This is a genomic window from Deinococcus aerius (assembly GCF_002897375.1).
In the GTDB taxonomy this organism is placed as follows: domain Bacteria; phylum Deinococcota; class Deinococci; order Deinococcales; family Deinococcaceae; genus Deinococcus; species Deinococcus aerius.
This window is the reverse complement of record NZ_BFAG01000002.1, coordinates 233,766-256,091: the sequence shown is the minus strand read 5'-3', so window position 1 is coordinate 256,091 and position 22,326 is coordinate 233,766. Positions and strand designations below refer to the sequence as shown.

The window sequence follows — 22,326 nt, the reverse complement described above, 5'->3', positions numbered from 1 at the left end:
GCCGTGCCACTGCCCAAGGTTATAGGTGATTTTGCCGTGGTTTGTCGGGCTGCAAGAGCCCCGCCAGCCGCACCAACAGCTCCTCCGCCCGCTCGTACCCTGGCCGCAGGTACACGGTGCCGAAGGTCGTCCAGTCCTGCACCGCCCCCACCTCCTGGTCGTTCTCGTGCAGCTTCAGGTGCGGGTACGCACCATACTCGACGTAGCACCCGAACTCGGCGGCCAGCTCCTCCAAGCGCCGGGTGTTCTCCTCGGTCCAGGTCAGGACGTAGGGCAGGGCGAAGCAGGGCTTGCCGCAACTGCCCCCCAGCCCGACGAGCGGGAACCCCGCCACGCTGGGGGTCTCCCGGCGGACCCGCGTCCGCTCCAGGAAGGCGAGACGGTCGCGGGCGGCGTCACGGCTGGGGAGTTTCTGGGCGGCAATCCAGGGACCGACGGTGAGCTTGGACATGGGCACTCCTCGGGAAGGTCAGGCGCGGGCCACGCGGGCGGGCGCGGCCACGGGGACGGGATCAGGACGGACGGGCGGACGGAAGCCGCGCAGCCGCAGGGCATTGGTCAGGACGAAGACGCTGGAGAACCCCATCGCCGCCGCGGCGAGCACCGGGCTGAGCAGCCACCCGAAGGCGGGGTACAGCACACCCGCCGCCACGGGAATCAAGACGACGTTGTACGCGAAGGCCCAGAACAGGTTGAGCCGGATGTTCCGCAGGGTGGCGCGGCTGAGGGCGTAGGCATTCGGCACGCCCCGCAGGTCGCCGCTCATCAGGATCACGTCGGCGGTCTCGACGGCTACGTCGGTTCCGGTGCCGATGGCGAGGCCGACGTCTGCCTGAGCGAGGGCGGGCGCGTCGTTGATGCCGTCCCCGACGAAGGCCACCTTCTGGCCCTTCCCTTGCAGTTCCTTGACGGCGTCGCTCTTGCCGCCCGGCAGAACTTCCGCCAGTACCTCGTCGATGCCGAGTTGGCGGGCGATGGCGTTCGCGGTGCGGGCGTTGTCGCCGGTGATCATGGCAACCTTGAGCCCCTGCCGGTGCAGGGCGCGCACCGCCTCCGGGCTGCCCTCCTTGATGGGGTCGGCGACCGCGATCACCGCCGCGAGCTGGCCGTCGATGGCGGCGTACAGCGGGCTCTTGCCCTCGTCCCCGAGCCGTGAGGCCTGTGCGCCGAACGGGGTGACGTTCAGGCCGAGCCGTTCCATGTAGCGGTCGGCCCCGACCTGGACCAGAGGACCCTGTACCCGCGCTTCCAGCCCGTACCCGGGGACGGCCTCGAAGCTCTCGGGCAGGAAGACGGGGACGCCTTCTTTCCTCGCCGCGTCCACGATGGCGCGGGCGATGGGGTGCTCACTCTGTTCCTCAGCCGCGGCCACCAGGCCCAGGACCTCGGCGCGGTCGAAGCCGGGCGCGGTCACCAGGTCCGTGAGTTCGGGCCGCCCCTTGGTCAGGGTGCCGGTCTTGTCCACGGCGACGACGTTCACGCCCTGCAAGCCTTCGAGCGCCGCGCCGTTGCGGAAGAGGACCCCGAGTTCGGCGGCCTTGCCGGTGCCGACCATGATGCTCGTCGGGGTCGCCAGACCCATCGCGCAGGGGCAGGCGATGATCAGCACGGCCACGGTATTGACCAGGGCGAAGCTGAGGGCCTGCTGCCCGCCCACGAACAGCCAGATCAGGAAGGTCAAGGCGGCGATGCCGAGCACGATGGGCACGAAGACGGAAACCACCCGGTCCGCGAGGCCCTGAATGGGAGGCTTGCTACCCTGAGCACTCTCGACGAGCTTGATGATCTGCGCCAGCGCTGTGTCCGCGCCGACGCGGGTGGCCCGGAACTGGAACGCCCCGTTCTGGTTGAGGGTCCCGCCCACGACCGCCGCGCCCCCCTGCTTGCTGACGGGGATGGGCTCGCCCGTGATCATCGACTCATCCACGAAGGAGTTGCCGGAGACGACCTCACCGTCCACGGGCACCTTCTCGCCGGGGCGCACCGAGATCAGGTCCCCGATCAGCACCTCGTCCACGGGCAGTTCGAGTTCCTGCCCGGCACGGACGGCACGCGCCGTCTTCGCCTGCAAGCTCAGCAGCTTTTTCATCGCCTCGCTGCTTCTCCCCTTGGCGATGGCCTCGAAATACTTGCCGAGCAGGATCAGGGTGATGACGACGGCCGAGGCCTCGTAGTACACGTGCGCGGTGCCCTCGGGGAACACCTGCGGGGCCACCGTGGCGACCAGCGAGTAGAAGAAGGCCGCGCTGGTGCCGATCATCACGAGCGAATTCATATCGGGCGAGCGGTGCCGCAGGCTCGTCCAGCCCAGGCGGTAGAAGCGCAGCCCGGGGCCGAACTGCACGGGCGCGGCCAGCAGCAGCATGATCCAGTTCAGGGCCGCCATCGGTATCCGCTCGTGCAGCCACATCTCGAAGGGCGCCCAAAGCATCGGCAGCATCGCCAGGATGAGCAGGGGAACGGCGAACAGGGCGCTGAAGGTCACGGCGCGGCGCAGCCCCCGCACCTCCTGCTCGCGGGCCTCCCGCTCCTGGTCGCTGCGGTCCACGCCCGTCTGGCCCTCCAGCACGGTGTACCCGGCCCCCACCACGGCCGCCTTGAGTTGCCCGGGGCTGACGCTCGACGGCAGGTAGCGGACGTGAGCCCGCTCGGTGGCGAGGTTGACGCTGGCATCCAGCACCCCGTCCACCTTCCTCAGGGCCCGTTCCACACGACTAACACAGCTCGCGCAGGTCATGCCCTGCACCCCGAGTTCGATCTCACCCACCACCGGCTCGTAGCCCACATCCTTGACCTTGGCGATCAAGGCCTGCGGCCCGGTCTGCTCGGGATCGTAGGTGACGGTGGCGCGCTCGGTCGCCAGGTTCACCGAGGCCTGCTCGACCCCCTCGACCTTGTTCAGGCCCCGCTCCACCCGGCCCACGCAACTGGCGCAGGTCATCCCCTGCACGCCCAGTTCGATGGTCTTGCTCATGCTTGCCTCCAATCCCCCCTGGGGGGATATACGGTGAGGATACGCCAGAAGCTGGAGAAGGGCAAGCCTTGAAAGGCGGTAGGGAAAGAAATAGGCCCATTCCTCCCCCCCAACTCTTGTCTTACCCCCTGGGGAGGGTGTAAGCTTGGGGCATGACGAAGACGGAACTGACGGTGACCGGGATGAGCTGCGGCCATTGCGAGAAGGCCGTGACAAGTGCCCTGAGGAGCGTGCCCGGCGTGCAGGACGTGCGGGTGGACCTGCCAGGTGGCACCGCCACGGTACAGGGGGAAGCCGACCCCCAAGCGCTGATCGCCGCCGTGACCGAGGAGGGCTACGGCGCCCAGGTGCGCGGTTGACATGACCCAAGCCAAGACCGAGCCTGCCACCCACACCGGGCATCACCTGTGCATGCCCGAGGACGCCCGCAAGCGCGCCGCCCGGCGGCTGAAAATCGCCCGCGGCCACCTGGACAGCATCGTGACCATGCTGGAGCAGGAGGACGCCTACTGCGTGGACGTGCTGCGGCAGATCAAGGCCGTGCAGGGGGCGCTCTCGGGCGCGGGCGAGGTCGTGTTGCGCGGGCATCTCGAAGCGCACGTTGCCACCGCCTCGACCCGGGGCGACAGCGTGGAGATCGTCGAGGAGCTGATGGAAGCCCTCAAGTACACCTGAGCCCCCAGCTTCGCCCTGCGGACGGCAGACACGCCGTCCGCTTTCCCTTGGGTACGATGAGGGGACGTGACACCGCTCGACCTGCTCGCGCTGTCCCTGATCTTCTTCCTCACCAGCGTGATCAGCGTCGTCACCGGCGCCACCTCCCTGATCACCGTGCCCGCCCTGCTGGCGTTCGGCGTGCCCATCACCACGGCCCTGGGCACCAACATGCTGGCCCTCACCGCCCTCAGCGTCGGCGCCACCCTCCCCTTCCTGCGGGGAGACGCCCTGGACCGCCCACGCCTCCCCGCCCTGGTGGTCCTGACGCTGGTCGGCTCGGTCGTCGGCGCACTGCTGGTGTTTGCGGTGCCCGCCGACGTGTTGCCGCTGATCATCGCCTGCGCCCTGCTCGCCGTCGCTGGGGTCGTCCTGCGGCCCACGCCGGTCCCCCCGTCCACCGTTCCCACCCCCAGCCGCACCGGCCCCCTGCTGGGCTACACCCTGACCCTGCTCCTCGCCGTGTACGGCGGCTTCTTCAGCGGGGGGTACGTGACGTTGCTGACGGCGGCCTGGGTGGCGACCTTCCGGATGCCCTTCCTGCGGGCGGTGGCGACCACCAAGGTCGTCAACGTCGCGTCGTCGCTGGTCGCCACCCTGATTTTCGCGTGGCGTGGGGTGATCGACTGGCCGCTCGGGGTGCTGCTGGGGGCCGTCATGGCGGTGGGAGCCGGACTCGGGGCACGCTGGACCTTGAGGCTGAGCGAAGTGGGGTTGCGCCGCCTGTTCGTGGGGGTGGTGTTGCTGCTGGCGGTCAAGACCCTTGTGTTCGAGGTGCCGTGGTCCCGTTTCCTGCCGGGCGGGTGAGCCGGGGGCGAGACCGGACGTGGCGCGGCCGTGGGACCCGCCCCCGGGTCCTGCGGCACCGAGACAGGCCCGGAGCCCCGGCCGGGGTCATCCTGCTGCTTTCGGTGGCACCGACGTGGCGTGACCCCGCGCACCGTGGCCCTTCCTCAGGGCTGGGTCCGGCGCCCCATCTCGGGGGGGGGACGCCTGAAAGCCGAGGGCCTGAGAGAGCGTGCGGGCCTGATCGGTCGTGCCCAGGCTGAGGGTGTGAAGCCCGCGCGCCTTCGCCGTGTCCAGGGCGTGGTCCAGCAGGGCGCGGGCCACCCCCCGCCTGCGCCACTCGGGCACCGTGAAGACGCCCCTCACCCGCGCCCGCAACGGGCTGGGGTCGTCCCGGGTCGGCCCCCACTCCAGGAGGATGAGGCCGGCGCCCCCGATGACCTTTCCGTCGTGCTCCGCCAGCCATCCGAGGTCCACGCCGCGGGTGAGGGCGTCCTCGACCCAGGCCGCGGAGGTCGTGTGTGGGGGCTGTCCTCCTGCCCGTTCCGGGGAGCGGTGTGCGGCGACGGTCGCCGCGTCCTGGGGTGTGGCGGGACGAAGGTGAAAGGAAGACACCCGGCAGTGTAGGTGCCTTGGAGGTGGGGTCGAGCCTGGCCCGGCCCCGCTCGTCTTCCCGCCCTCAGGCCGCCGGAAGGGGCCCGGGTGCCGCGGTGGGTTCCCCCCGCCCAAAGCGCAGCCGGTTGAGCAGCAGGGCATTCACCGTCACGATGACCGTGCTGGCGCTCATCAGCAGGGCGGCCCACTCCGGGCGCAGCAGGACGCCATACGCGGGGTACAGCACACCCGCCGCGAAGGGGATGGCGAGCAAATTGTAGATAGCGGCCCAGAACAGGTTCTGCTTGATCTTGCCCTGCACCTGCCGGGCCAGCGCGATCCCCGTGGGCACACTTGCCGGGTCACTCTTGACCAGCACCACGTCGGCGGTTTCTACCGCCACGTCGGTGCCTGCCCCAATCGCCACGCCGACTTCGGCTTGTGCGAGTGCTGGGGCGTCATTCACCCCGTCCCCCACCATCGCCACTTTCCGCCCTTGGCCCTGCAACTCCTGGACCTTCGCGGCCTTCTGCTCGGGCAGCACGTCGGCGATCACGGTGTCCATGCCGAGCTGCCGGGCCACGGCCTCCGCCGTGCGGCGGTTATCTCCGGTGAGCATCACGGTTTGGACTCCCAGGTGGTGTAACTCCGTCACCGCCACCTTCGCCGACGGTCTGATCCGGTCCGCCACAGCGACCACGCCCAGGAGTTGCCCGTCCACTGCCACGAACATCGCCGTCTTGCCGTCCCCGGCCAGCCGCTCGACCCCGGCCTCGCTGCTTCCCAGCGATACGGCCTCCTGCTCCATCAGCCTGCGGTTGCCGATCAGGACCCGTCGCCCCTCCACCCGCGCCTGTACCCCACGACCGGGGATGGAGTCGAAGTCCTGGGCCGGGCTGAGGGTGATCCCCCGTTCCTGTGCCCCCCGCACGATGGCCTCGGCGAGCGGGTGCTGGGAGGGCTGGTCGGCAGAGGCGGCCAGGCGCAGCAGCTCTGCTTCGTCTCCCCCCGGTGGGGGCACCAGATCGGTGAGGGCGGGCTTGCCCTCCGTCAGGGTCCCCGTCTTGTCAAAGATCACCGTGTCCACCCCGGCGGTCGCCTCCAGCGCGGTCGCGTTCTTGAACAGCACGCCCTCCCGCGCACCTTTTCCTACCCCGACCGTGATCGCCGTCGGGGTGGCGAGTGCCAGCGCGTCCGGGCAGGCGATCACCACCGTGGACACGGCAGCCGTCAGCGCGAACACCACCCCGGCTCCCAGGAAGAACCAGACCAGAAAGGCGATCAGTCCAGCGCCCAGGGCGACAAACACGAGGTACTTGCCCGCCCGGTCGGCGAGGCGCTGCGCCGGGGCCTTGCTCGCCTGTGCGTTCTGGACCATCTGCACGATACGCGAGAGGGCGGTGTCCGCTCCCACCGCTGTCGCCCGGAAGTGGAAGGCCCCGTTCTGGTTCACTGTGCCGCCCGTCACCCGGCTCCCGCTTTCTTTGCGGACGGGCACCGGCTCGCCGGTGATCATGCTCTCGTCCACGTAGGACTGGCCGCTCACCACCTCGCCATCCACCGGCACCCGGTCGCCGGGGCGCACCACGATCTCGTCCCCGACCCCCACCTGCTCCAGCGGCACCTCGACCTCCTGGCCGCCCCGCATCACCCGGGCGGTTGAAGGCGCCAACCTTAGCAGGGCCTCCACCGCCCTGCCCGTGGCGAAGCGGGAGCGCATCTCCAGCCAGTGCCCGGCGAGCGAAAAAGTGGTGAGCATCGCGGCAGCCTCGAAGAACACCTCATCGGTTCGCAAAAAGATCGTGGCCCAGAGCGAGTAGAGGTACGAGACCAGGATGCCGGTGGCGATCAGGGTCATCATGTTCGCCTCGCCGCGCTTCAGGGCACGCCAGGCCGCCGAGATGAACGGCCAGCCGCCCCACCACACGACCGGCGTGGCGAGAATCAATCCGAACCACGCCATGCCCAGGCCGAAGGGCGGGGCAAGGCGAAACCCCAGGCTCGCCCCGATGGGGGAGAACAGCACGATGGGCAGCGTCAGAAGCAGCGACACGACGAAGCGCCGCAGCATGTCATTGACCATCTCAGCGCCGTGGCCCGCGTGCCCGCCCTGGCCCATGTCGGCGTGAGCACCGTGATCTGACGGGTGGGTCGTGGCGGTCTGGGTCCGGTGCCCCGCGTGTGGGTCGTGGAGCGTGCCCGTGTGTTCGGCGTGACCCGCTTGCCCCTGCGCCATCAGGTTCCCGCCGTGGTGTTCGTGGCCCACCTGGGGGTGACCTGGCTGGGCGGTGGAGGGGCGCTCGTCCTCGCAGTCGCAGGCGTACCCAAATGCGTGTAGCCGCCGCTCCAGTTCCTCCGGCGTCACGGTTCCCGGGTCGTACCCCAGATGAGCGACGCCGCGGGTGCGGTCGAGGTGGACGCTGGTGACGCCCGGCACCCGGGCGAGATTCCCTTCCAAATCGGCAAATTCGCTGGCGTCGTAGCAGTTCCTGAACGACACTTCCAGAACGCTCACGCGGTGTCCGTGGTGTCCCTCGTGGTGGTGTGTCATCGGTTCCCCCTCTGACCTCGAAAAGGTCTCTTGATTAACGTAGAACCGGCGTGTTCAGTTCCTGTAAAAGCCCGGGACGAGCAGAGCCTTGAGGGCACCTTGAAGGTCGCCTCGGCTTTACACAAGCTGAACACAGGGCTGCCTACGCTGGCGAAGCGGCGGAAGAACCACCGCCTCGTCATCTCGCCCCCCGCCCCAGTTCAGGAGAGTGACCATGCCGCAGAACACCGCCCGGATGCTCCAGACGCACCCCAACCCCGCCAGCGTCTTCGACCAGGGCGCCCTCGCCGCGTGCATCGACGCCTGCTTCGAGTGCGAGAACGTCTGTACCTCCTGCGCCGATGCCTGCTTGGGCGAGCAGGGGCACCTGATGCACCTCGTCCACTGCATCCGCCTGAACCTCGACTGCGCCGACGTGTGCGGCACCACTGGGCGCGTCCTCTCGCGGCTGACCCAGCCCGACCAGAACGTGCTGCGCGCCCAGCTTCAGGCCTGCCTCGCCGCCTGCCAGGCGTGCGGGCAGGAGTGCGAGATGCACGCCCGCGACATGAACATGCCGCACTGCGCGGTGTGTGCCGAGTCCTGCCGCCGCTGCGAGCAGGCGTGCCAGCAACTCCTGGGGAGCATGAGCGCCTGAAGGGGCTGATCCTGACCCTGGCCCTGACCACCCGGGGTGACGCCAGGAGCCGCGAGGAAACAAGCGCCCTGGCGTGAGCCGGTGCGGTCCGGCGGTCCTCGGCTTTCCGGGTCCGGCCACTTCCGGCCCGTTGACCCCCACCCCCTACCCCGTCCGGCCCACGCAAAGCCCTGAACCCAGGCCGTGTCCTCGGGAATCACGCCCTCCCGAAGGGGCGGGTCACCAACCGCTATGCTCGGCCTCGTGAGACGCGGTTCTCAAGAGACACTCCCGGGGCAGCGTGGCTGAGGTCCTCCCGGCCGCCCTCGCGCAGGGCTTCGGGGTGAGTGCCGCGCACCTGGTCGGCGTGAGCGCCCTGAGCGCCTTCGTGCTGCGCCAGGCCCTGGACCGCCACCACCCCATCGTCGCGGTGAGCGCGGGTGTCCTGGCCGACACGCTGTTCATCACCCTCGGCACCACCGGCCTGGGGACGCTGCTCACCCACCTCCCGCTCCTCGCCCCACTGGCCGCCGGGGGAGGAGCGGCCTTTCTGGTTTGGCACGGCTGGAAGGCCTTCCGTACCGCGCGCTCGCCGAAGGTTCTTGACCGCCGGACCCTGTCGCTGCTGTCGTACAAGGAGGTATGGTGGCCCCACCGTAGTGGGGCCCGGAAGCGCGGCCTCGGGCAAGCACGGGAGAGAGCAGGCTGAGGGCGGGGACGCCGAGCATGACCGTGGTGTTCTTCACCCCGCGAGGGTCAAGCGCCAGGGGCCTCGTCTTGGGCGTAAGGTGGGGGCGCTCGTCCTCGCCCCCGTCGGGGGAACGTCCCCTCGCCTGCGGGCGGCTAGTTCTTGGCCCGCATCGTGCGTCCGCGCGCGGGCTTGCTCTCCCGACTCTTCCGCTGCTGCGCGCAGCTTTTCGCCAGGGTCTGCCCCTTCTCCAAGCTGGCGTTGAGCCGGCGCCGGGTCTCCTCGGCAAGCGCCTTGAAATCCACCGCACCCGACTCGATGTTCTCAACGGTCGGCTTGACCCGGGCGTTGCGGCTGGGGGCCGCGGCCAGCTCCTCGTTCACCTGCTGGAACCAGGCCTCGTAGGCCGTGGTCAGCTCAATGACCATCTCGCGGGCTTCCCGGGTGCCGGTCTCGTCACTGCACGCTTGCGATACGTCTTGAGGAGGGGGAAGCGCCCGGGCACCTGCGCCGCTTCAATTCGACAGTTCGTACTGCACGCGCGCGCTTAACGAAAGGTCAGAGCCAGCGGCGCACGCGGCGGCGGTACCCCTCATAGGCCGTTCCATGCACCCGGGACAGGTACGCCTCCTCCAGCCGCACCTGCACGCCCATCAATACCTCCCCGGCCACCAGCACCGCCAGCGTCACCGCGTTCGGCACCACCAGGAAGAGCCCCAGCAGGTTCACCCGCATCCCCAGGAAGATCGGGTTGCGGGAATGGGCGAACAGCCCCCGCTGCACCAGGTCGGTCCGGGCGCCCTCGTCCACCCCGATCCGCCAGGAGGCCCCCATCCCCGCCTGCGCAGCGGCAATCCAGCCCAGGGAGGCCAGCAGCAGCACCCACCCCAGGAAGGCCAGACGTGGGTCCAGCAGGGCGGGGACCGGGCCGAGCCGGGCCTCCAGCCCGGGCATCAGGTTCAGTCCAAGCACCAGGACCAGCACCGTGAGCAGCAGGACCCGCATCGCGCGCCCGACGTACCCGTGCGCGGAGTCGTCTGCGGGCAGCACGTAAGGGTTCACCCCCGTCCGCCGCCACACCAGCAGTGAGCGCCACACGAAGGCGATCCCCACGTACGCCAGCGTGTAGACGAGCAGGGCCAGGGCTTCCACCGGGTCTCGTGTCATCGTCGATCACCTCACACCTACATATGAGCATACATTCAGACATTGGGAAAGCTATCGCCGACCCCCAGATCGGGGGCGCCCCGCCTCTTTCTCTCCTTGACTTCTTTTTAGGTAAGCCTAAATAATGACCTATGACGGACCGAACTCTCTCGCACGCGGCGGAGGATTATCTCAAGCAGCTCTACCTGCTGGGCCAGGGCGGGACCGTGGGCACCCAGGCACTCGCCGACGCCCTGAACGTCACCCCGGCCAGCACCACCGGCATGCTGCGCAAACTCACCGACCTCGGCCTGGTCGATCACGCGGCCTACCGGGGCGCGAGGCTCACCCCCGCCGGGGAGAAGGTCGCCCTGGAGGTGGTGCGCCACCACCGCCTGCTGGAACTGTACCTGCACCGCGCGTTGGGCTATCCCCTCGACGAGGTACACGACGAGGCCGAGCGCCTGGAGCACGTCATCAGCGAGGCCTTCGAGGCCCGCATCGCCGCCTGGCTGGGCGACCCGAACTTCGACCCGCACGGCGATCCCATCCCCGGGCTGAACGGGGAACTGCCGGTCCAGGGCGAGCGGCGGCTGGCGAGTCTGGGCCGGGGTGAGCGGGCCCAGGTCACCCGGGTCCCGGAGGACCCGGCGGTGCTGCGCGGCCTGATGGAGGCGGGGCTGACGCCCGGCGCGGAGGTGAAGGTCCTGTCTCACGAGCCAGCCTTGGGCACCCTGACCCTGGAGGTCGGTGGGGCTCCGCTGACCCTGGCCCTTCTCGTCGCTGAACGCGTTCGGGTTTCCGAGGGGGTGACGGCGTGAGCCGCGTGTCCCCCAGCCTGGACGAGCGGATGAACGCCCGGGCGGCGGCCATTCTGGAGCGGACCTCAAACCGAAGGGGCCTGGGCCGGGTGCTGCCCTTCCTGGGCCCGGCCTTCGTCGCGTCGGTCGCGTACATGGACCCCGGCAACTTCGCCACCAACATCCAGGGCGGGGCGCAGTTCGGCTACCTGCTGCTGTGGGTGGTTCTGAGTGCCAGCCTGATGGCGATGCTGATCCAGACGCTCTCGTCCAAGCTCGGGATCGTGACCGGCAAGAACCTGGCCGAGCACATCCGGGACCGCTGGCCGCGGCCGGTGGTGTGGTTTTACTGGGTGCAGGCGGAACTCGTGGCGATGGCGACCGACCTCGCGGAGTTCCTGGGGGCGTCGCTGGCCTTTGCGCTGCTGTTCAACCTGCCGCTGCTGTGGGGGGCCGTCATCACGGGCGTCATCACCTTCACGATCCTGGCCTTGCAGAACCGGGGCTTCCGGCCCATCGAGATCGCCATCACCGCGTTCGTGGCCGTGATCGCGCTGGCGTACGTGGTGCAGGTGATCCTCAGCCGCCCGGGACTCGACGCCCTGGGCGGCTTCGTGCCGCGCTTCGAGGGCCCGGAGAGCCTGTACCTGGCGGTGGGCATCATCGGGGCGACGGTGATGCCGCACGTGATCTACCTGCACAGCGCGCTGACCCAGCACCGCATCCCAGCGGGCACCGAGGAGCAGAAGCGGCGACTGGTCCGCTACAACCAGCTTGACGTCCTGCTCGCCATGAGTATCGCGGCGCTGATCAACCTGAGCATGCTGGCCTCGGCGGCGGCGGCCTTCCACTTCGGCGGCCAGGCGGACGTGGCGGACCTGACGGTGGCGTACCGGACGCTGACCCCGCTGCTGGGTGGCGCTGCCGCCGTGGCGTTCGCGCTCGCGCTGCTCTCCTCGGGGCTCTCCAGTTCGGCGGTGGGCACGATGGCCGGGCAGGTGGTGATGCAGGGCTTCGTGGGCTTCCGCATTCCGCTGCTCGTGCGGCGATTGATCACGATGCTGCCCGCCTTTGCGGTGATCCTGGCGGGGCTCAACCCCACCGACACGCTGGTCCTCTCGCAGGTGGTGCTCTCCTTCGGCATCCCCTTCGCGCTGGTGCCGCTGCTGATCTTTACCGCCCGCCGGGACGTCATGGGGGGATTGGTCAACACCCGCCTCGTCACGGTGACGGGCTGGGTGATCGCGGCGCTGATCATCAGCCTGAACGTCTACCTGCTCGCGCAGACCTTCCTGGGGTAGCGCGTGGTCCCCCGTTCCGTCCCGCGCCGGAGGTGTCCTATGCCGCTGGAATTCGTGGCCGCCCCCGTCCTGGCGAGCGCCGGGCTCGCCCTCTTCCGCCACTTCGAGGAGGGCACCTGCCCCAAGAGGCGCCTGGCGAAGTGGGCCGTCTACTTCGCGGGGGTGGGGCTCACCACGCGCACGGTGGGCCGCCCGTGGTCGCTGCTGTGGACCTTCGGCCCCTTCGCCCTGGGGACCGTCTTCCACCTGTCCTGGTGCGCCCGGCACGGCATCCACCCGCTCACCGCCGAGCCGAGGGCGCGCTACCGCGCGTTGCGCGGCTGGCCCCGGCAGCCGTGACCGCTGGCCGGGCGGCGCCGAGCGTGCCACACCTGGGCTCGTCGCGGTGGCCGGGGATTGATCGTGGCACGACCCAGACTGGGTCTCTCCTGCTCAGGGGCGACTCCGCCCGCGGCCTCCTGTTCGTGGCGCGGGAGGCCGCTCTGCGCGTCCCATGTCCGTGCGGACGCCCCCCGCGCCCGACCTGCTGGAAGCGAAAGCCAAGCTGTTCCGGGGTTTTTCCGACCGCTCGCGGCTGAGCCTCCTGGAAGCCCTGCGCGAGGAGCCACGCCGCGTGTCCGAACGGATGGCCCTCACCGGCCTGACCCAGCCCAACGTCAGCCACCACCTGGCCTGCCTGAGGGACGGCGGCCTGGTGCAGGCCGAGCGGGTGGGCCAGATGCTGGCCCTGATCGACGACCTGCTGGCCGCGGTGGCCGCGTGCGGCCATGACCGGGAAGAGTTCCCTTCCTCCTGATCGTGCAGTCTCCCGCACGTATCAGCCCCGACGGATATCCTCGGCAGGATGATTCGCCCTTCTCAAGAGCCGACCGGGCCGGGGTATGGCTGAGTTCTTCCCGGCCGCCCTGGTGCAGGGGTTCGGGGTGAGTGCCGCGCACCTGATCGGCGTGAGTGCCCTCAACGCCTTTGTCCTGCGCCAAGCCCTCCACCGCCATCACCCCCTTGTGGCGGGAAGCGCGGGCGTCCTGGCCGACATGCTGTTCATCACCCTCGGCACGACCGGCCTGGGGGCGCTGCTCGCGCGCCTCCCGCTCCTGGCCCCGGTAGCGGCGTGGGGCGGGGCCGCGTTCCTGTTCTGGCACGGCTGGAAAGCGTTTCGCGCCGTCCGCTCCCCGAACGTCATCGACACCCGGACCCCCCGCCGGGAGCTGGGCGGTCCCCGTCAGGTGGCGGCCACGGCTCTGGGCCTCACCCTGCTCAATCCCCACCCCTATGTGGACAGCGTGGTGCTGTTCGGCGCCCTGTCCACCCCCCTCCCGCCGCTGGGCCGGACCCTCTTCGCCCTGGGAGCCGTCTCTGCGTCCCTCGCCTGGTACGCGCTGCTGGCCTTCGGAGGAGTCCGCCTCGCGCCCCTGTTCCGTTCCCCCCGGGCCTGGCGGTGGCTGGACGTGCTGGTGGGCACGCTGCTGTGGACCTTCGCCCTGTCCCTGATGTGGCGGGCGCTGCACGGCGGCCTGCTGGACCACGGGTGAGGACGGGGGGCGCCGGTCGTCACGGCGCCCTCTTCCCCCGCCTCAATTGAGGGAACGACTTCCCGAAGGGTGACGTAAGGTACAGGCGTGGAAACCCCAGGAGTGTGGACCCGAGTCCGGGCCTTTACCCGTGGTGAGCGGGACGCCGAGACGCTGTACGCCTACCGCCAGGCGGGGACGCAGGTTCACCCGCTGCTCGACGCCGCCGAACGCCGCCGCTTCGACCTCACCCTCAGCGGCACGAGTCCCTTCGCGGTGAAGCGCCACGTCGGGCTCGAACTCGCCTGTGCCTGGAACGCCTTTGCGCTGCAAACGCTGGCCGACAAGATGCTGGAGGCGGACGAGGCCGCCGACCCCAGTACGGTGGGCTTCGTGCCCCCGGTGACCTTTGACCAGGTGAACGCCTACTACGCCGAGGTGGGGCGCTGGCTGGGGTACGCGAGCGAGGCGGAACACGACCCGGCGTTCGAACTGCCTGCCAGGACCTTACCCGCCAAACTCCCGAAGTGGTCCCCGGTGGAGCCCTGCCCGAGGCCGCACCTCGACGCGATGATCGCGGCCCTGGACGCCATGCGCCTGCACGCTGAGGCCGCGATGCACAACCTGGAGAAGACCACCCCGGAGGCCGACGCCCCGAAGCTGGCCCGGTTGCGCGGCCAGTTCGAGGGGGCGCTGTCCAAGGCGAACTACGCCTCGGGCATGTACCGCCCTGGGGCGTCGCTGGCCCTGCACGAGCAGATCGAGGAGCACGCCAAGGGGGCCATCGAGGGGCTGTACCGAGTCGGGCAACTGATCGGCTACCCCGCGCTGCTGACCGAGGGAGGGCGCAGCGCTTCCCCCCGCAAGGGCGAGGCTCCCCTCCTCCACACCGCCCTGCCCGGCGAGCCGGGGTTTGACCGCTGGGCGATGACCGACCCGAACAGCGTGGCGTTCCTCCGCAAGGACCCTGACGCCGGGCGGGTGATCGACGAGATGTGGGCGCTCGACCCGGACCCGGCGGCGAGCGTGGCCCTGTGGCATGAGATCCGCCGCGCGGTGGAGACGGGCGGCGCGGTGGTGGCGAAGAACGCTCAGGGGCGGCCTCTGGGCTTCTACTTCTGCACGCCGTACTGCGCGATCTACGAAGCGAGGCGGCCCCTGGTGCTCGGGGAGACGCCGGTGCGCAAGGGTCAACGCTTCACCTTCGAGCGGGCGGCCGAGGGGGTGCGCGTCGGCTACCCCTTCAAACGGGAGATCGTGGTGGGGAACTTCCAGACCGGGGCGGCCATCGACTACTGCGATCCCGACCAGCCCCCGCCGCACGACGAGTAACCGCCCGGGGCACCTTCCTCATCCGCGGCCCGTAACCTGAGAGGGTCGTGAAGGCCGCCCGCCCGGTCCCCCTGCCCTGGATGCGCCTGCTGGCGGGCCTCCTGACGGTGCTGGCGGCCTTCGCCTTTCAGGCTCGAGGAGGCCAGGGGGTGGCGCCCCTGTTTGTGGGCCAGGCCCAGCACGGCGCTCCGGCAGCGCAGACCACCCATCGTGGTCATCACCCCGGGGATGAGGCCCCACGGCGGCCTCCGGTCCCCCACGCTCACGGCGCCCACTGCCTGTTCTGTCTGACCCAGGCCTACGGGCTGGAGGCCAGCGTGCCGGAGCTGGTCACGGGGTCTCCCCGCTCGCCGCCGCCCCCGGGCGTCTTCACGCTTCCGGTGAGCCGGGCTTTGCCCCGGCACGCGGACGCCCGCGCGCCACCCCCCCGGCCGAGCTGACCCACACCCCAGGTGTGCGTCGGCGTTTGTCATGCCGACTCGCCACGACGAGGGCTTCTGAACACCCCAGTGGTGGCCGCCAGAGTCCCCGTTCCTTCCCCCTTGGAGTTCCCATGTTCAACCGACCCCTGCCTCTCCTCCTCGCCCTGCTGCTCCCCGTCGCCGCCGCCCACGCCACCGTCCGCACCGAAACCGGCGCGGGCGAATCGAAGGTCGGCGTCTCGGAGACCTACCGCCTGAACGTGCCCACGGAAAAGGAGATCAGCACCACCGAGATTCGCCTCGTGATCCCTGCCGGGGTGACGATCACCCGCTTTCAGGTCACGCCCGGGTTCACCCGCACCGTCAAGACGAACGCGGCGGGGCTGATCACGGAAGTGACCTGGCGGGGCCGCATCGCCCCGCAGGAGTACGCCCGCTTCTACTTCCAGGCTCGCAACCCGGACGCGGCGGGCCCCGTGAGCTGGAAGATCTATCAGACCTACAGCGACGGCAGCGTGGCGCTCTGGGACGGCAGCGATCCCGAGAAGGCCCCCGCCAGCACCATCACCGTCCAGTAAGACCGGGGGACGGGGGTGCTCCCCCGTTTCCCTTCCAACAGGAGACATCCATGATCCTCAAGCGCCTCTTGGCCCTGCTCCCCCTTACCCTGGGCGCCGCCCTCGTGCACACCGAGGTCACCGCCGTCACCCCCGCCCGCGGCGCCACGGTGCCCGCTCCCCAGCAGGTGACCCTCACCCTCAGCGAGCCGGTCAGCCTGCGCTTTTCCACCTTCAAGGTCTACCCGCTCACCGCCAGCGGCAATGCCGCCGCCGTGCAGCAGGCCGCCGCCACCCTCGCCAAGACGGCCCTCGATGCCAGGAACGACGCGGCGGCCCGGGCGGACACCATTCAGACCCGCACGGGCATGGCGGCGCGGGTCGTCCTGCCCCTCAAGGCCGGGCTGAAGCCGGGCCTGTACGCGGTCCTGTGGCGCCTCGCCTCGGAAGACGGTCACCCGATCAGCGGGCAGAGCGTCTTTCGGGTGAAGTGACGCCGGCCGCCGCCAGCCTGCTCACCTTCGCCGGGCTGGCCCTGCTGCTGGGCGGCGCGCTCGCCCGGCGCCGTCTGGCGGGCCTGGTCGGGGCCCCGCCCGGCGGGTGGCCCGGCTGGCAGGGGGCCGGCGCGCTCCTGATCGCCCTGGGGGTGGCCCTGCAAGTCGGGGGCACGCTGACGGCCCTGGGGTTCACGGCCCCCGCCGACGTGCTGGCCTATCTCACCTCGACCGGGCCAGGCCGGGCGGCCCTGACCGCGCTGCTGGGGACGGCCGTCCTCCTGACCGGCGAGGTCCTTGGCCGGTCCAGTGTCCCCGTGGGGCTGGGGGCGGCCGTCACCCTCTGGGGGGTGGCGGGCGGCGGGCACGGGGCGGTGGGGGGCGACCTCCCCATGCGCGCGGCCCACGCCCTGCACGCCGGGGCGATGGCCGCCTGGACCGGGGGCGTGCTGGTGCTGGCCTGCGGGCGGGGGACGAACTGGCGGGCGGCGGCCCGGGCCTTTACCCCCGTGGCCCTGGGGAGCGTCGTGCTGCTGTCGCTGAGCGGGCTTTACCTGGGCTTGCACCACGCGGGTCCCGTCCAGGCCTGGCCCGGGAGTGGGTACGGCACCACGCTGCTGCTGAAGCTGGGGGTCTTCGCGGCCACGCTCCTCGCCGCGGTGGGCGTCCGCCGGACGCTCGCCCCGCACACGGCCTCCTTTCCCCGGGCGGCCCTGGCGGTCGAGGCGGGCCTGCTGCTCGTGGTGCTGGGGGTCACCGCGGTGCTGGTGGGCAGCGTGCCTCCCCAGACCTGAGTCGTCCACGGGGTCGAGCGTCCGTCCCAACGGTGGGGCGCGGCTTTGCGGCGGACAGTTCCCAGCGGTCCTGAGCCGGCCCCGCCGCCTGAAGGAGGAAAAATAGAGCTTGAATAGAGGTTTGATGGTAGGATAATCTGGGGGTGAAGGGATGACGACCACGGAAGGACCGACCGCCCACCTGCTGATGGACGCGCGTGACCCGCGCAGCGGCAAGCTGGACGCCCGGCGGGTGGCGAGCACCTTCGGCCTGACCATGCGCGAACTGGCGCAGGCGCTGGAGCGCGACCCCAGCGGGCTGAGCAAGCACCCCACCAGCGATTCGCTCCAGGAACCGCTGCACGAGCTGGAGGAGATCGGGCTGCATCTCAGGGAGGTCTTCGGGGACCTGGGGGTGGGCCGGATGTGGCTGCGCGCCCCCAACCCGGTGCTGGAGGGCCGGGCGCCGCTGTCGTACCTGCTCGAACGGCGGCCGGTGGCCGTGCAGCGCCTGTTGCTGCTGGCGGAGACGGGCACGCCGACCTGATGCGGCGGGGCCAGGACCTGAAGCGCGCGTTGCTCGACGCCCCCCTGTGGACCCCGACCCGGGTCATCGATGCCTACCGCACGGTGCCGCTGCTCGCGCTGCGCAAGTACAGCCCCGACCCCCTGAACACCGCCGGTTCAGTGGTGACGGGGGGCCGGTACAACGCGCCGCAGGGGTTCCCAGAGGCACACGAGATGCTGTACCTGGCGGAAAACACGGCCGTCGCCCACGCCGAGGCCAGGGTGATCACGGTGGTGACGGGCCCACCAGGCGTTGTGATCCAACCGGGCACCGACCAGCGCCCCCGGCTGGACATCACCGTCAAGCTACGCCTGGGGGCCGTCCTCGACCTGACCGATCTCGGGGTCCAGACTCACCTCGACGTGCAGCCAGGCGACCTCTTCCAGGAGTGGTTGCCGCTGAACCTGGACGGGCACCTGGCCCTGACGCAACTCCTCGCGCGGGCGGTCCTGGACAGCGCCCGGTACGACGCCATCCTCTACCCCAGTGCCCGCTATCCCGGTGGGCGCAACTACGCCGTGTTCCCGCAGCGGGTGGCTCCCACCGACCGGGCTGTTCATGACCCGGACGGGGAACTGGGGGTGTTCCGGCGACCAGGATGATGTGGAGGTGGAGACAGCCCGTTCCTCCCGTGATGTGCTCACCGGATGAGGAGCCCAAGGCCCAGGGCGTCCCTGCCCAAGCCTCCACCCCCCGCCCCGCACCCCCCCTCCTCCTCGAAAGGACCCCATGACCTTGTCGGCGGCCCGAACCCGTGAAACCCACCCCGCTCACTTTCTCAGCGGTCTGACGCTTTCAGAAGGTTGGACCGTGCTGGGCAGCACGGCACCGTCCACGCCCTATTCCCAGGGACACCACTCCGTCGGGTACTTCGTTCGGCACGCCGACGGGCGCGAGGGGTTCCTCAAGGCCATCGACCTGTCGAACGTCTACCAGGCCCCCAACGTCATGCAGGAACTCCAGGCCGTCTCCGCGCAGTTCAATTTTGAAGTCTCCCTGCTCGCGATGTGCCGGAACCTGCGCATGCACCGCGTGGTGCGGGCCATCAGTCACGGAGAGGAGCGCCTGCCCGGGGTGAATGTCCCGGTGCCGTACATCATCTTCGACCGGGCGGACGGGGACGTCCGCGACCATCTGGCGATCACGGCCATCGATGAGGTCTGGCTGCTGCGCTGCATCCACCATGTGGCGGTCGGTGTTCAGCAATTGCACATCGCCAAGCTGGCCCACAATGACCTCAAACCCGCGAACGTCCTGGTCTTCTCGGAGGACGGCTGGAAGATCGGCGACCTGGGCACCGCCGTGGACGCGCTCGGGAAATCCCCACACCATGAGACGGCCTTTCCCGGCACCTGGGAGTATGCCCCGCCCGAGGCGTTGTATTTTGCCCAGTCGGCCGACGTCTGGCGGGACCGCAAGCGCGCCGACCTGTACATGCTCGGGGGGTTGGTGACGTTCCTGTTCACCCACCAGCACTTCAACAGTTACCTGTACGCCGAACTGGACGAGGCGATGCGGCCGCTCTTCTGCGGCGGGGACTGGGAGGAGGACTTTCCCCAGGTGCTGCCGCACCTGCTGGACGCGTTCGGGCGGGCGATGCGGGGGGTGTCGGCGCAACTCCAGCGGCGCCTGGGACCTGTCCTCGCGGCGGAAGTGACCCGCAGCATCGGGGAGCTGTGTTTCCCCGACCCCCTGCGGCGTGGCCATCCCCGCAATCTCGGGCGGGTGGACCCGACCGGCCTCCAGCAGTACGTCAGTCTCTTCGACCGCCTCGCGGTCGCGGCGGCCTTGCGGCGAAAGCAGCGGGCCCCGTGACCCTCACCCACAAGGTGGAGGATCGGCGCGTTATCCCGCGCTGGCGCGACACGCGGGTGGCCGTGGAGATGGGGGAGGCGTCCAGCCTGCGGCCCCCCCGCGCCGCGAGTACGGAGCAGGTGAGCGCCCAGATCGCCTCACACCTGAACCAACTGCGGGTGGCGTTCGCCGCACGGCCCAGCATCGGGCGGGCGGCCGAACTGACGAGTGCGGCGGCGCTCGCCGCGCGTCCGCAGGTGGCGGAGGACGCCGCCGAGTACCTGCTGCTGCACGCGGACGACACGACCCCCACGGCCCTGTCCACGGCCCGTGACGTCCTCGGGTTCCAGCTTGAGGCCCCGCCCCTCAGGCTGGTTACCCCAGCCCTGAGCATGGACCGGCTGCAAGAGGAAGTGCGGCGCCTCAAGGCGGTGGTGCGGGCCTTTCCGCGGAGCCCGCTCGCTCACGTGGACCTGGCCCGCATGTACGCGGCCCTGGGTGTCCTGGCAAAGGCCGAGCGCCACCTCACCGTGGCGCTGGGCCTGGCCCCCCACCACCGCCTGACCCTGCGGGCCGCGGTGCGGTTCCACCTGCATGCCCACGATCCCCGCGAGGCCGTCCGGCTGCTGCGGCAACAGCCGCTGACCCTCCAGGACCCTTGGCTGATGGCGGCCGAGATCAGCGCGGCGATGGTGGCTGGCCTGCCCCCCAAGTCGGTCAAGCGGGCCCGCGAGGTGCTGGAGCACCGGGAGTTCTCACCCCTCCACAGCAGCGAACTCGCCGCCGCCCTGGGCACCCTCGACCTGACGGACGGAAAGACCAAGCGGGTGCGGAAGTTGTTTCAGCAGGCCCTGGAGCGGCCGACCGAGAACGCGGTCGCACAGGTGCAGTGGGCGGCGCCGCACGTCCGGCTGGAGCTGAAGGAATCGCAACTCGTGGACGTTCCCCGGAATTTCGAGGCCCGCGGGCAGGACAGCTACGAGGCCCGCAACTACGAGGACGCCCGCGCGGCATTCGTGTCCTGGTTGCAGGATGAACCGTTCTCGTCCACGCCCGCCATCATGGCCGGGTACCTCTCGCATCTGCTCGACGAGACGCCCGGGCAGGCCATCGAACTCACCAAACTCGGCCTGACGGCCACCCCGGAGGAGGACACCCTCCTGAACAACATGGCGTTCTACCTGGCGGACGCTGGGCAACTCGACCGCGCCGAGCGGTACCTCGCGCGTGCCCAGGCCGTGGCCCCAGCGAACGAACTCGGGTTGACCCTGCGCGCCACCGAGGGCCTCATCGCGTTCCGCCGCGGTGATCCGGTGCGCGGCGCGGCGCTGTACGAGGAGGCGCTGCGGGCCGCACGCGCCCTGAAAAACACCGAGCGCGAGGTGCTGGCCCGGCTGTACTACGCCCGGGAACTGGCGAGACACCGCGACCCGCAGGCGCCCGCCCTCCTGGCCGAGGCGTACGCCGCCGCGCTGAACTTCGGGGAGTCCGGCGCGGTCCTGACCGCCCGGCGGGTGAGGGCCGACGCCGAAGCGCTCCTCAGGGCGTAAAGGTGGGGCCAGGCACCTGCCTGGCCCCACGTGCGTCCCGTCAGGACGCCTGCTGGCTCAGCGATTTCACGTGCCGGTCGAACTCCGCCTCGGTCACCTGACGCACGAGGCCGGTGTCGTCGCGGCGGATCATGCTGTAGTACCGGGAGTTGCTCTCGAACCGGCCCAGCGCCGCGTTAAAGGCCTGGATCAGGGTCACGCCGTCCTCACGCTTGGTAATTTTCACGGGCACGTTACCCACCCTGTAAAACTTCGTCATTCACTCACCGGCCTCTCCGCGGACGGTTGCCCACACCCGCTGGAACATCAGTGTACTCGCATCGTTGAGGGTGTCCAAGACCAACTGTTCAATCACCGAAATCCCATCCTCGACCTTGCCCTCCAGCTTGCGCCGGATCTTGTAGAGGTCGTGCTCATAGCTGTCGAGTTCATCGAAGGCGGCGTGGCACAACTTCACCTCGGCGCAGTGGCCCTCCACGTCCACCACAAACTGGAGGTCGCGGTACCCGCTGGGCTGCGGTTGCAGGAACCGGTCCTGAAAGGCGCGCACCTGGAACACCGCCTCGATGCGCTCAGCGGCGCCGTAGAGCGTCCGTAAATCCTGGAACACGTACTTCCCCGCCAGAATGTCCAGGGGAACCAGTCCGTACGCGCCAGCCTTCTCAAAGGTGCGCTCCCAGGTCTTGATCCCCGTGGGCCGGGGCAGCGCCCGCTGTTGCACCAGTTCGCCGAACGTGGTGAGCTGGGCCAGGAAGGTGTTGCTGAGTTCCAGGGCCCGCGCATACGCGCGCCCGACGTCCTGTTCGTCCTGCTGCACGTCCGCGGGGACCCGCGGAAAGCGGGTTCTCAGGCTGGCACTCAGCGGCTGAAAGGCCGGGGGGAAGGGGACATCTTCCTCAGGGTGTGGGTCGTGGGTCATGGAGCGTGGAGCAGTGTACCAACGCCGGTGACGGCTGGACCTGGGGGAGCCGAAGACCTGGTCCAGGAGGTGAGCGCCGTGGTGGCCTGGCCCCTCGCCGGGGACGGCCAGTTCAGGGGTGCCGCCCCGTGAGGGAGCCTTCCACAGGGCGCGTGACCCGTTCTTCTTGCCTGCCCGAGAGTCCCGGACAGACGCGGCGACCCGTCCAAGCCTCTTCCTGTCTCAACGGAGACTCA

At 70.0% G+C, this 22,326-nt stretch carries 27 protein-coding genes; 19 read left to right on the top strand and 8 right to left on the bottom strand.

Annotated features, from left to right (window positions below; genetic code table 11):
* Nucleotides 1–19 precede the first annotated feature (19 nt).
* Complete coding sequence (locus tag DAERI_RS04115) at nt 20–451, bottom strand: hypothetical protein (protein ID WP_103128154.1); 432 nt, start codon at nt 449–451, stop codon at nt 20–22.
* Nucleotides 452–469: 18 nt separating this feature from the next.
* On the bottom strand, nt 470–2,974 hold the full coding sequence (locus DAERI_RS04110; RefSeq protein WP_103128153.1) for a heavy metal translocating P-type ATPase: 2,505 nt from the start codon (nt 2,972–2,974) through the stop codon (nt 470–472).
* Between the two features lie 152 nt (nt 2,975–3,126).
* Here DAERI_RS04110 and DAERI_RS04105 point away from each other — a divergent pair, with 152 nt between their 5' ends.
* From DAERI_RS04105 to DAERI_RS04095, 3 genes are all read left to right on the top strand, one after another.
* Nucleotides 3,127–3,333 carry a CopZ family metallochaperone gene (locus tag DAERI_RS04105; RefSeq protein ID WP_103128152.1) on the top strand — a complete coding sequence of 69 codons (207 nt, stop codon included), beginning with the start codon at nt 3,127–3,129 and terminating at the stop codon, nt 3,331–3,333.
* A gap of 1 nt (nt 3,334) precedes the next feature.
* Nucleotides 3,335–3,649, top strand: a complete 315-nt coding sequence (locus tag DAERI_RS04100; protein ID WP_103128151.1) for a metal-sensitive transcriptional regulator — start codon at nt 3,335–3,337, stop codon at nt 3,647–3,649.
* 66 nt (nt 3,650–3,715) lie between these two features.
* Nucleotides 3,716–4,495, top strand: coding sequence for a sulfite exporter TauE/SafE family protein (locus DAERI_RS04095; protein WP_103128150.1), 780 nt, complete (start codon nt 3,716–3,718; stop codon nt 4,493–4,495).
* 87 nt (nt 4,496–4,582) lie between these two features.
* Here DAERI_RS04095 and DAERI_RS04090 read toward each other — a convergent pair whose 3' ends face one another.
* Together DAERI_RS04090 and DAERI_RS04085 are read right to left on the bottom strand one after the other, a co-directional pair.
* Complete coding sequence (locus DAERI_RS04090) at nt 4,583–5,089, bottom strand: GNAT family N-acetyltransferase (RefSeq protein ID WP_235610251.1); 507 nt, start codon at nt 5,087–5,089, stop codon at nt 4,583–4,585.
* A gap of 64 nt (nt 5,090–5,153) precedes the next feature.
* A complete protein-coding gene (locus DAERI_RS04085) occupies nt 5,154–7,619 on the bottom strand; it encodes a copper-translocating P-type ATPase (RefSeq protein ID WP_103128148.1) in 2,466 nt (821 codons plus the stop codon).
* 214 nt (nt 7,620–7,833) lie between these two features.
* On the opposite strand from DAERI_RS04085, the gene DAERI_RS04080 reads away from it, so the two are divergent.
* Together DAERI_RS04080 and DAERI_RS04075 are read left to right on the top strand one after the other, a co-directional pair.
* Nucleotides 7,834–8,256: a four-helix bundle copper-binding protein gene (locus tag DAERI_RS04080; RefSeq protein ID WP_103128147.1), complete on the top strand. Its 423-nt coding sequence runs from the start codon at nt 7,834–7,836 to the stop codon at nt 8,254–8,256.
* A gap of 280 nt (nt 8,257–8,536) precedes the next feature.
* Nucleotides 8,537–8,944: a LysE family transporter gene (locus DAERI_RS04075; protein WP_103128146.1), complete on the top strand. Its 408-nt coding sequence runs from the start codon at nt 8,537–8,539 to the stop codon at nt 8,942–8,944.
* Nucleotides 8,945–9,078: 134 nt separating this feature from the next.
* Here DAERI_RS04075 and DAERI_RS04070 read toward each other — a convergent pair whose 3' ends face one another.
* Entirely contained in the window at nt 9,079–9,351 is a 273-nt protein-coding gene (locus tag DAERI_RS04070; protein WP_103128145.1) for a hypothetical protein, read from the bottom strand.
* 130 nt (nt 9,352–9,481) lie between these two features.
* Nucleotides 9,482–10,090, bottom strand: coding sequence for a methyltransferase family protein (locus DAERI_RS04065; RefSeq protein ID WP_103128144.1), 609 nt, complete (start codon nt 10,088–10,090; stop codon nt 9,482–9,484).
* Nucleotides 10,091–10,221: 131 nt separating this feature from the next.
* Between DAERI_RS04065 and DAERI_RS04060 the strand changes: the two genes are divergently transcribed.
* From DAERI_RS04060 to DAERI_RS03995, 14 genes are all read left to right on the top strand, one after another.
* Nucleotides 10,222–10,890: a metal-dependent transcriptional regulator gene (locus DAERI_RS04060; protein ID WP_103128143.1), complete on the top strand. Its 669-nt coding sequence runs from the start codon at nt 10,222–10,224 to the stop codon at nt 10,888–10,890.
* The gene (locus DAERI_RS04055) at nt 10,887–12,170 is read left to right on the top strand and encodes an Nramp family divalent metal transporter (protein ID WP_428991960.1); all 1,284 of its coding nucleotides are present in this window, start codon (nt 10,887–10,889) and stop codon (nt 12,168–12,170) included. The genes DAERI_RS04060 and DAERI_RS04055 overlap by 4 nt, the downstream gene beginning before the upstream one ends.
* 39 nt (nt 12,171–12,209) lie before the next feature.
* On the top strand, nt 12,210–12,509 hold the full coding sequence (locus tag DAERI_RS04050) for a hypothetical protein (RefSeq protein ID WP_103128142.1): 300 nt from the start codon (nt 12,210–12,212) through the stop codon (nt 12,507–12,509).
* Between the two features lie 154 nt (nt 12,510–12,663).
* Nucleotides 12,664–12,966 carry an ArsR/SmtB family transcription factor gene (locus tag DAERI_RS04045; RefSeq protein WP_103128141.1) on the top strand — a complete coding sequence of 101 codons (303 nt, stop codon included), beginning with the start codon at nt 12,664–12,666 and terminating at the stop codon, nt 12,964–12,966.
* Nucleotides 12,967–13,051: 85 nt separating this feature from the next.
* The gene (locus DAERI_RS04040) at nt 13,052–13,702 is read left to right on the top strand and encodes a LysE/ArgO family amino acid transporter (protein WP_103128140.1); all 651 of its coding nucleotides are present in this window, start codon (nt 13,052–13,054) and stop codon (nt 13,700–13,702) included.
* Between the two features lie 87 nt (nt 13,703–13,789).
* The gene (locus DAERI_RS04035; RefSeq protein WP_103128139.1) at nt 13,790–15,013 is read left to right on the top strand and encodes a hypothetical protein; all 1,224 of its coding nucleotides are present in this window, start codon (nt 13,790–13,792) and stop codon (nt 15,011–15,013) included.
* A gap of 47 nt (nt 15,014–15,060) precedes the next feature.
* The gene (locus tag DAERI_RS04030) at nt 15,061–15,453 is read left to right on the top strand and encodes a DUF2946 family protein (RefSeq protein ID WP_103128138.1); all 393 of its coding nucleotides are present in this window, start codon (nt 15,061–15,063) and stop codon (nt 15,451–15,453) included.
* A gap of 113 nt (nt 15,454–15,566) precedes the next feature.
* Nucleotides 15,567–16,013 carry a DUF1775 domain-containing protein gene (locus DAERI_RS04025; protein ID WP_103128137.1) on the top strand — a complete coding sequence of 149 codons (447 nt, stop codon included), beginning with the start codon at nt 15,567–15,569 and terminating at the stop codon, nt 16,011–16,013.
* 50 nt (nt 16,014–16,063) lie between these two features.
* Nucleotides 16,064–16,486, top strand: a complete 423-nt coding sequence (locus DAERI_RS04020) for a copper resistance CopC family protein (protein WP_103128136.1) — start codon at nt 16,064–16,066, stop codon at nt 16,484–16,486.
* Nucleotides 16,483–17,280: a CopD family protein gene (locus DAERI_RS04015; protein WP_103128135.1), complete on the top strand. Its 798-nt coding sequence runs from the start codon at nt 16,483–16,485 to the stop codon at nt 17,278–17,280. The genes DAERI_RS04020 and DAERI_RS04015 overlap by 4 nt, the downstream gene beginning before the upstream one ends.
* A gap of 151 nt (nt 17,281–17,431) precedes the next feature.
* Nucleotides 17,432–17,806 (top strand): antitoxin Xre/MbcA/ParS toxin-binding domain-containing protein, encoded by a 375-nt coding sequence (locus DAERI_RS04010; protein WP_103128134.1) that lies wholly within the window; start codon nt 17,432–17,434, stop codon nt 17,804–17,806.
* The gene (locus tag DAERI_RS04005) at nt 17,806–18,429 is read left to right on the top strand and encodes an RES family NAD+ phosphorylase (protein ID WP_103128133.1); all 624 of its coding nucleotides are present in this window, start codon (nt 17,806–17,808) and stop codon (nt 18,427–18,429) included. The genes DAERI_RS04010 and DAERI_RS04005 overlap by 1 nt, the downstream gene beginning before the upstream one ends.
* Nucleotides 18,430–18,637: 208 nt before the next feature.
* On the top strand, nt 18,638–19,642 hold the full coding sequence (locus DAERI_RS04000) for a protein kinase domain-containing protein (protein ID WP_164973329.1): 1,005 nt from the start codon (nt 18,638–18,640) through the stop codon (nt 19,640–19,642).
* Nucleotides 19,639–21,171, top strand: coding sequence for a tetratricopeptide repeat protein (locus DAERI_RS03995; protein ID WP_103128131.1), 1,533 nt, complete (start codon nt 19,639–19,641; stop codon nt 21,169–21,171). The genes DAERI_RS04000 and DAERI_RS03995 overlap by 4 nt, the downstream gene beginning before the upstream one ends.
* Nucleotides 21,172–21,211: 40 nt before the next feature.
* On the opposite strand, the gene DAERI_RS03990 is transcribed toward DAERI_RS03995, so the two are convergent.
* Both DAERI_RS03990 and DAERI_RS03985 read right to left on the bottom strand, forming a co-directional pair.
* Nucleotides 21,212–21,430 carry a hypothetical protein gene (locus tag DAERI_RS03990; RefSeq protein ID WP_103128130.1) on the bottom strand — a complete coding sequence of 73 codons (219 nt, stop codon included), beginning with the start codon at nt 21,428–21,430 and terminating at the stop codon, nt 21,212–21,214.
* A complete protein-coding gene (locus tag DAERI_RS03985; protein ID WP_103128129.1) occupies nt 21,431–22,090 on the bottom strand; it encodes a nucleotidyltransferase family protein in 660 nt (219 codons plus the stop codon).
* Nucleotides 22,091–22,326 lie beyond the last annotated feature (236 nt).

Coding starts and splice junctions, on each gene's coding strand:
- DAERI_RS04115 (WP_103128154.1), bottom strand. CDS start 451: ATGTCCAAGCTCACCGTCGGTCCCTGGATTGCCGCCCAGAAACTCCCC.
- DAERI_RS04110 (WP_103128153.1), bottom strand. CDS start 2,974: ATGAGCAAGACCATCGAACTGGGCGTGCAGGGGATGACCTGCGCCAGT.
- DAERI_RS04105 (WP_103128152.1), top strand. CDS start 3,127: ATGACGAAGACGGAACTGACGGTGACCGGGATGAGCTGCGGCCATTGC.
- DAERI_RS04100 (WP_103128151.1), top strand. CDS start 3,335: ATGACCCAAGCCAAGACCGAGCCTGCCACCCACACCGGGCATCACCTG.
- DAERI_RS04085 (WP_103128148.1), bottom strand. CDS start 7,619: ATGACACACCACCACGAGGGACACCACGGACACCGCGTGAGCGTTCTG.
- DAERI_RS04080 (WP_103128147.1), top strand. CDS start 7,834: ATGCCGCAGAACACCGCCCGGATGCTCCAGACGCACCCCAACCCCGCC.
- DAERI_RS04070 (WP_103128145.1), bottom strand. CDS start 9,351: ATGGTCATTGAGCTGACCACGGCCTACGAGGCCTGGTTCCAGCAGGTG.
- DAERI_RS04065 (WP_103128144.1), bottom strand. CDS start 10,090: ATGACACGAGACCCGGTGGAAGCCCTGGCCCTGCTCGTCTACACGCTG.
- DAERI_RS04060 (WP_103128143.1), top strand. CDS start 10,222: ATGACGGACCGAACTCTCTCGCACGCGGCGGAGGATTATCTCAAGCAG.
- DAERI_RS04050 (WP_103128142.1), top strand. CDS start 12,210: ATGCCGCTGGAATTCGTGGCCGCCCCCGTCCTGGCGAGCGCCGGGCTC.
- DAERI_RS04045 (WP_103128141.1), top strand. CDS start 12,664: ATGTCCGTGCGGACGCCCCCCGCGCCCGACCTGCTGGAAGCGAAAGCC.
- DAERI_RS04040 (WP_103128140.1), top strand. CDS start 13,052: ATGGCTGAGTTCTTCCCGGCCGCCCTGGTGCAGGGGTTCGGGGTGAGT.
- DAERI_RS04025 (WP_103128137.1), top strand. CDS start 15,567: ATGTTCAACCGACCCCTGCCTCTCCTCCTCGCCCTGCTGCTCCCCGTC.
- DAERI_RS04020 (WP_103128136.1), top strand. CDS start 16,064: ATGATCCTCAAGCGCCTCTTGGCCCTGCTCCCCCTTACCCTGGGCGCC.
- DAERI_RS04010 (WP_103128134.1), top strand. CDS start 17,432: ATGACGACCACGGAAGGACCGACCGCCCACCTGCTGATGGACGCGCGT.
- DAERI_RS04005 (WP_103128133.1), top strand. CDS start 17,806: ATGCGGCGGGGCCAGGACCTGAAGCGCGCGTTGCTCGACGCCCCCCTG.
- DAERI_RS03990 (WP_103128130.1), bottom strand. CDS start 21,430: ATGACGAAGTTTTACAGGGTGGGTAACGTGCCCGTGAAAATTACCAAG.
- DAERI_RS03985 (WP_103128129.1), bottom strand. CDS start 22,090: ATGACCCACGACCCACACCCTGAGGAAGATGTCCCCTTCCCCCCGGCC.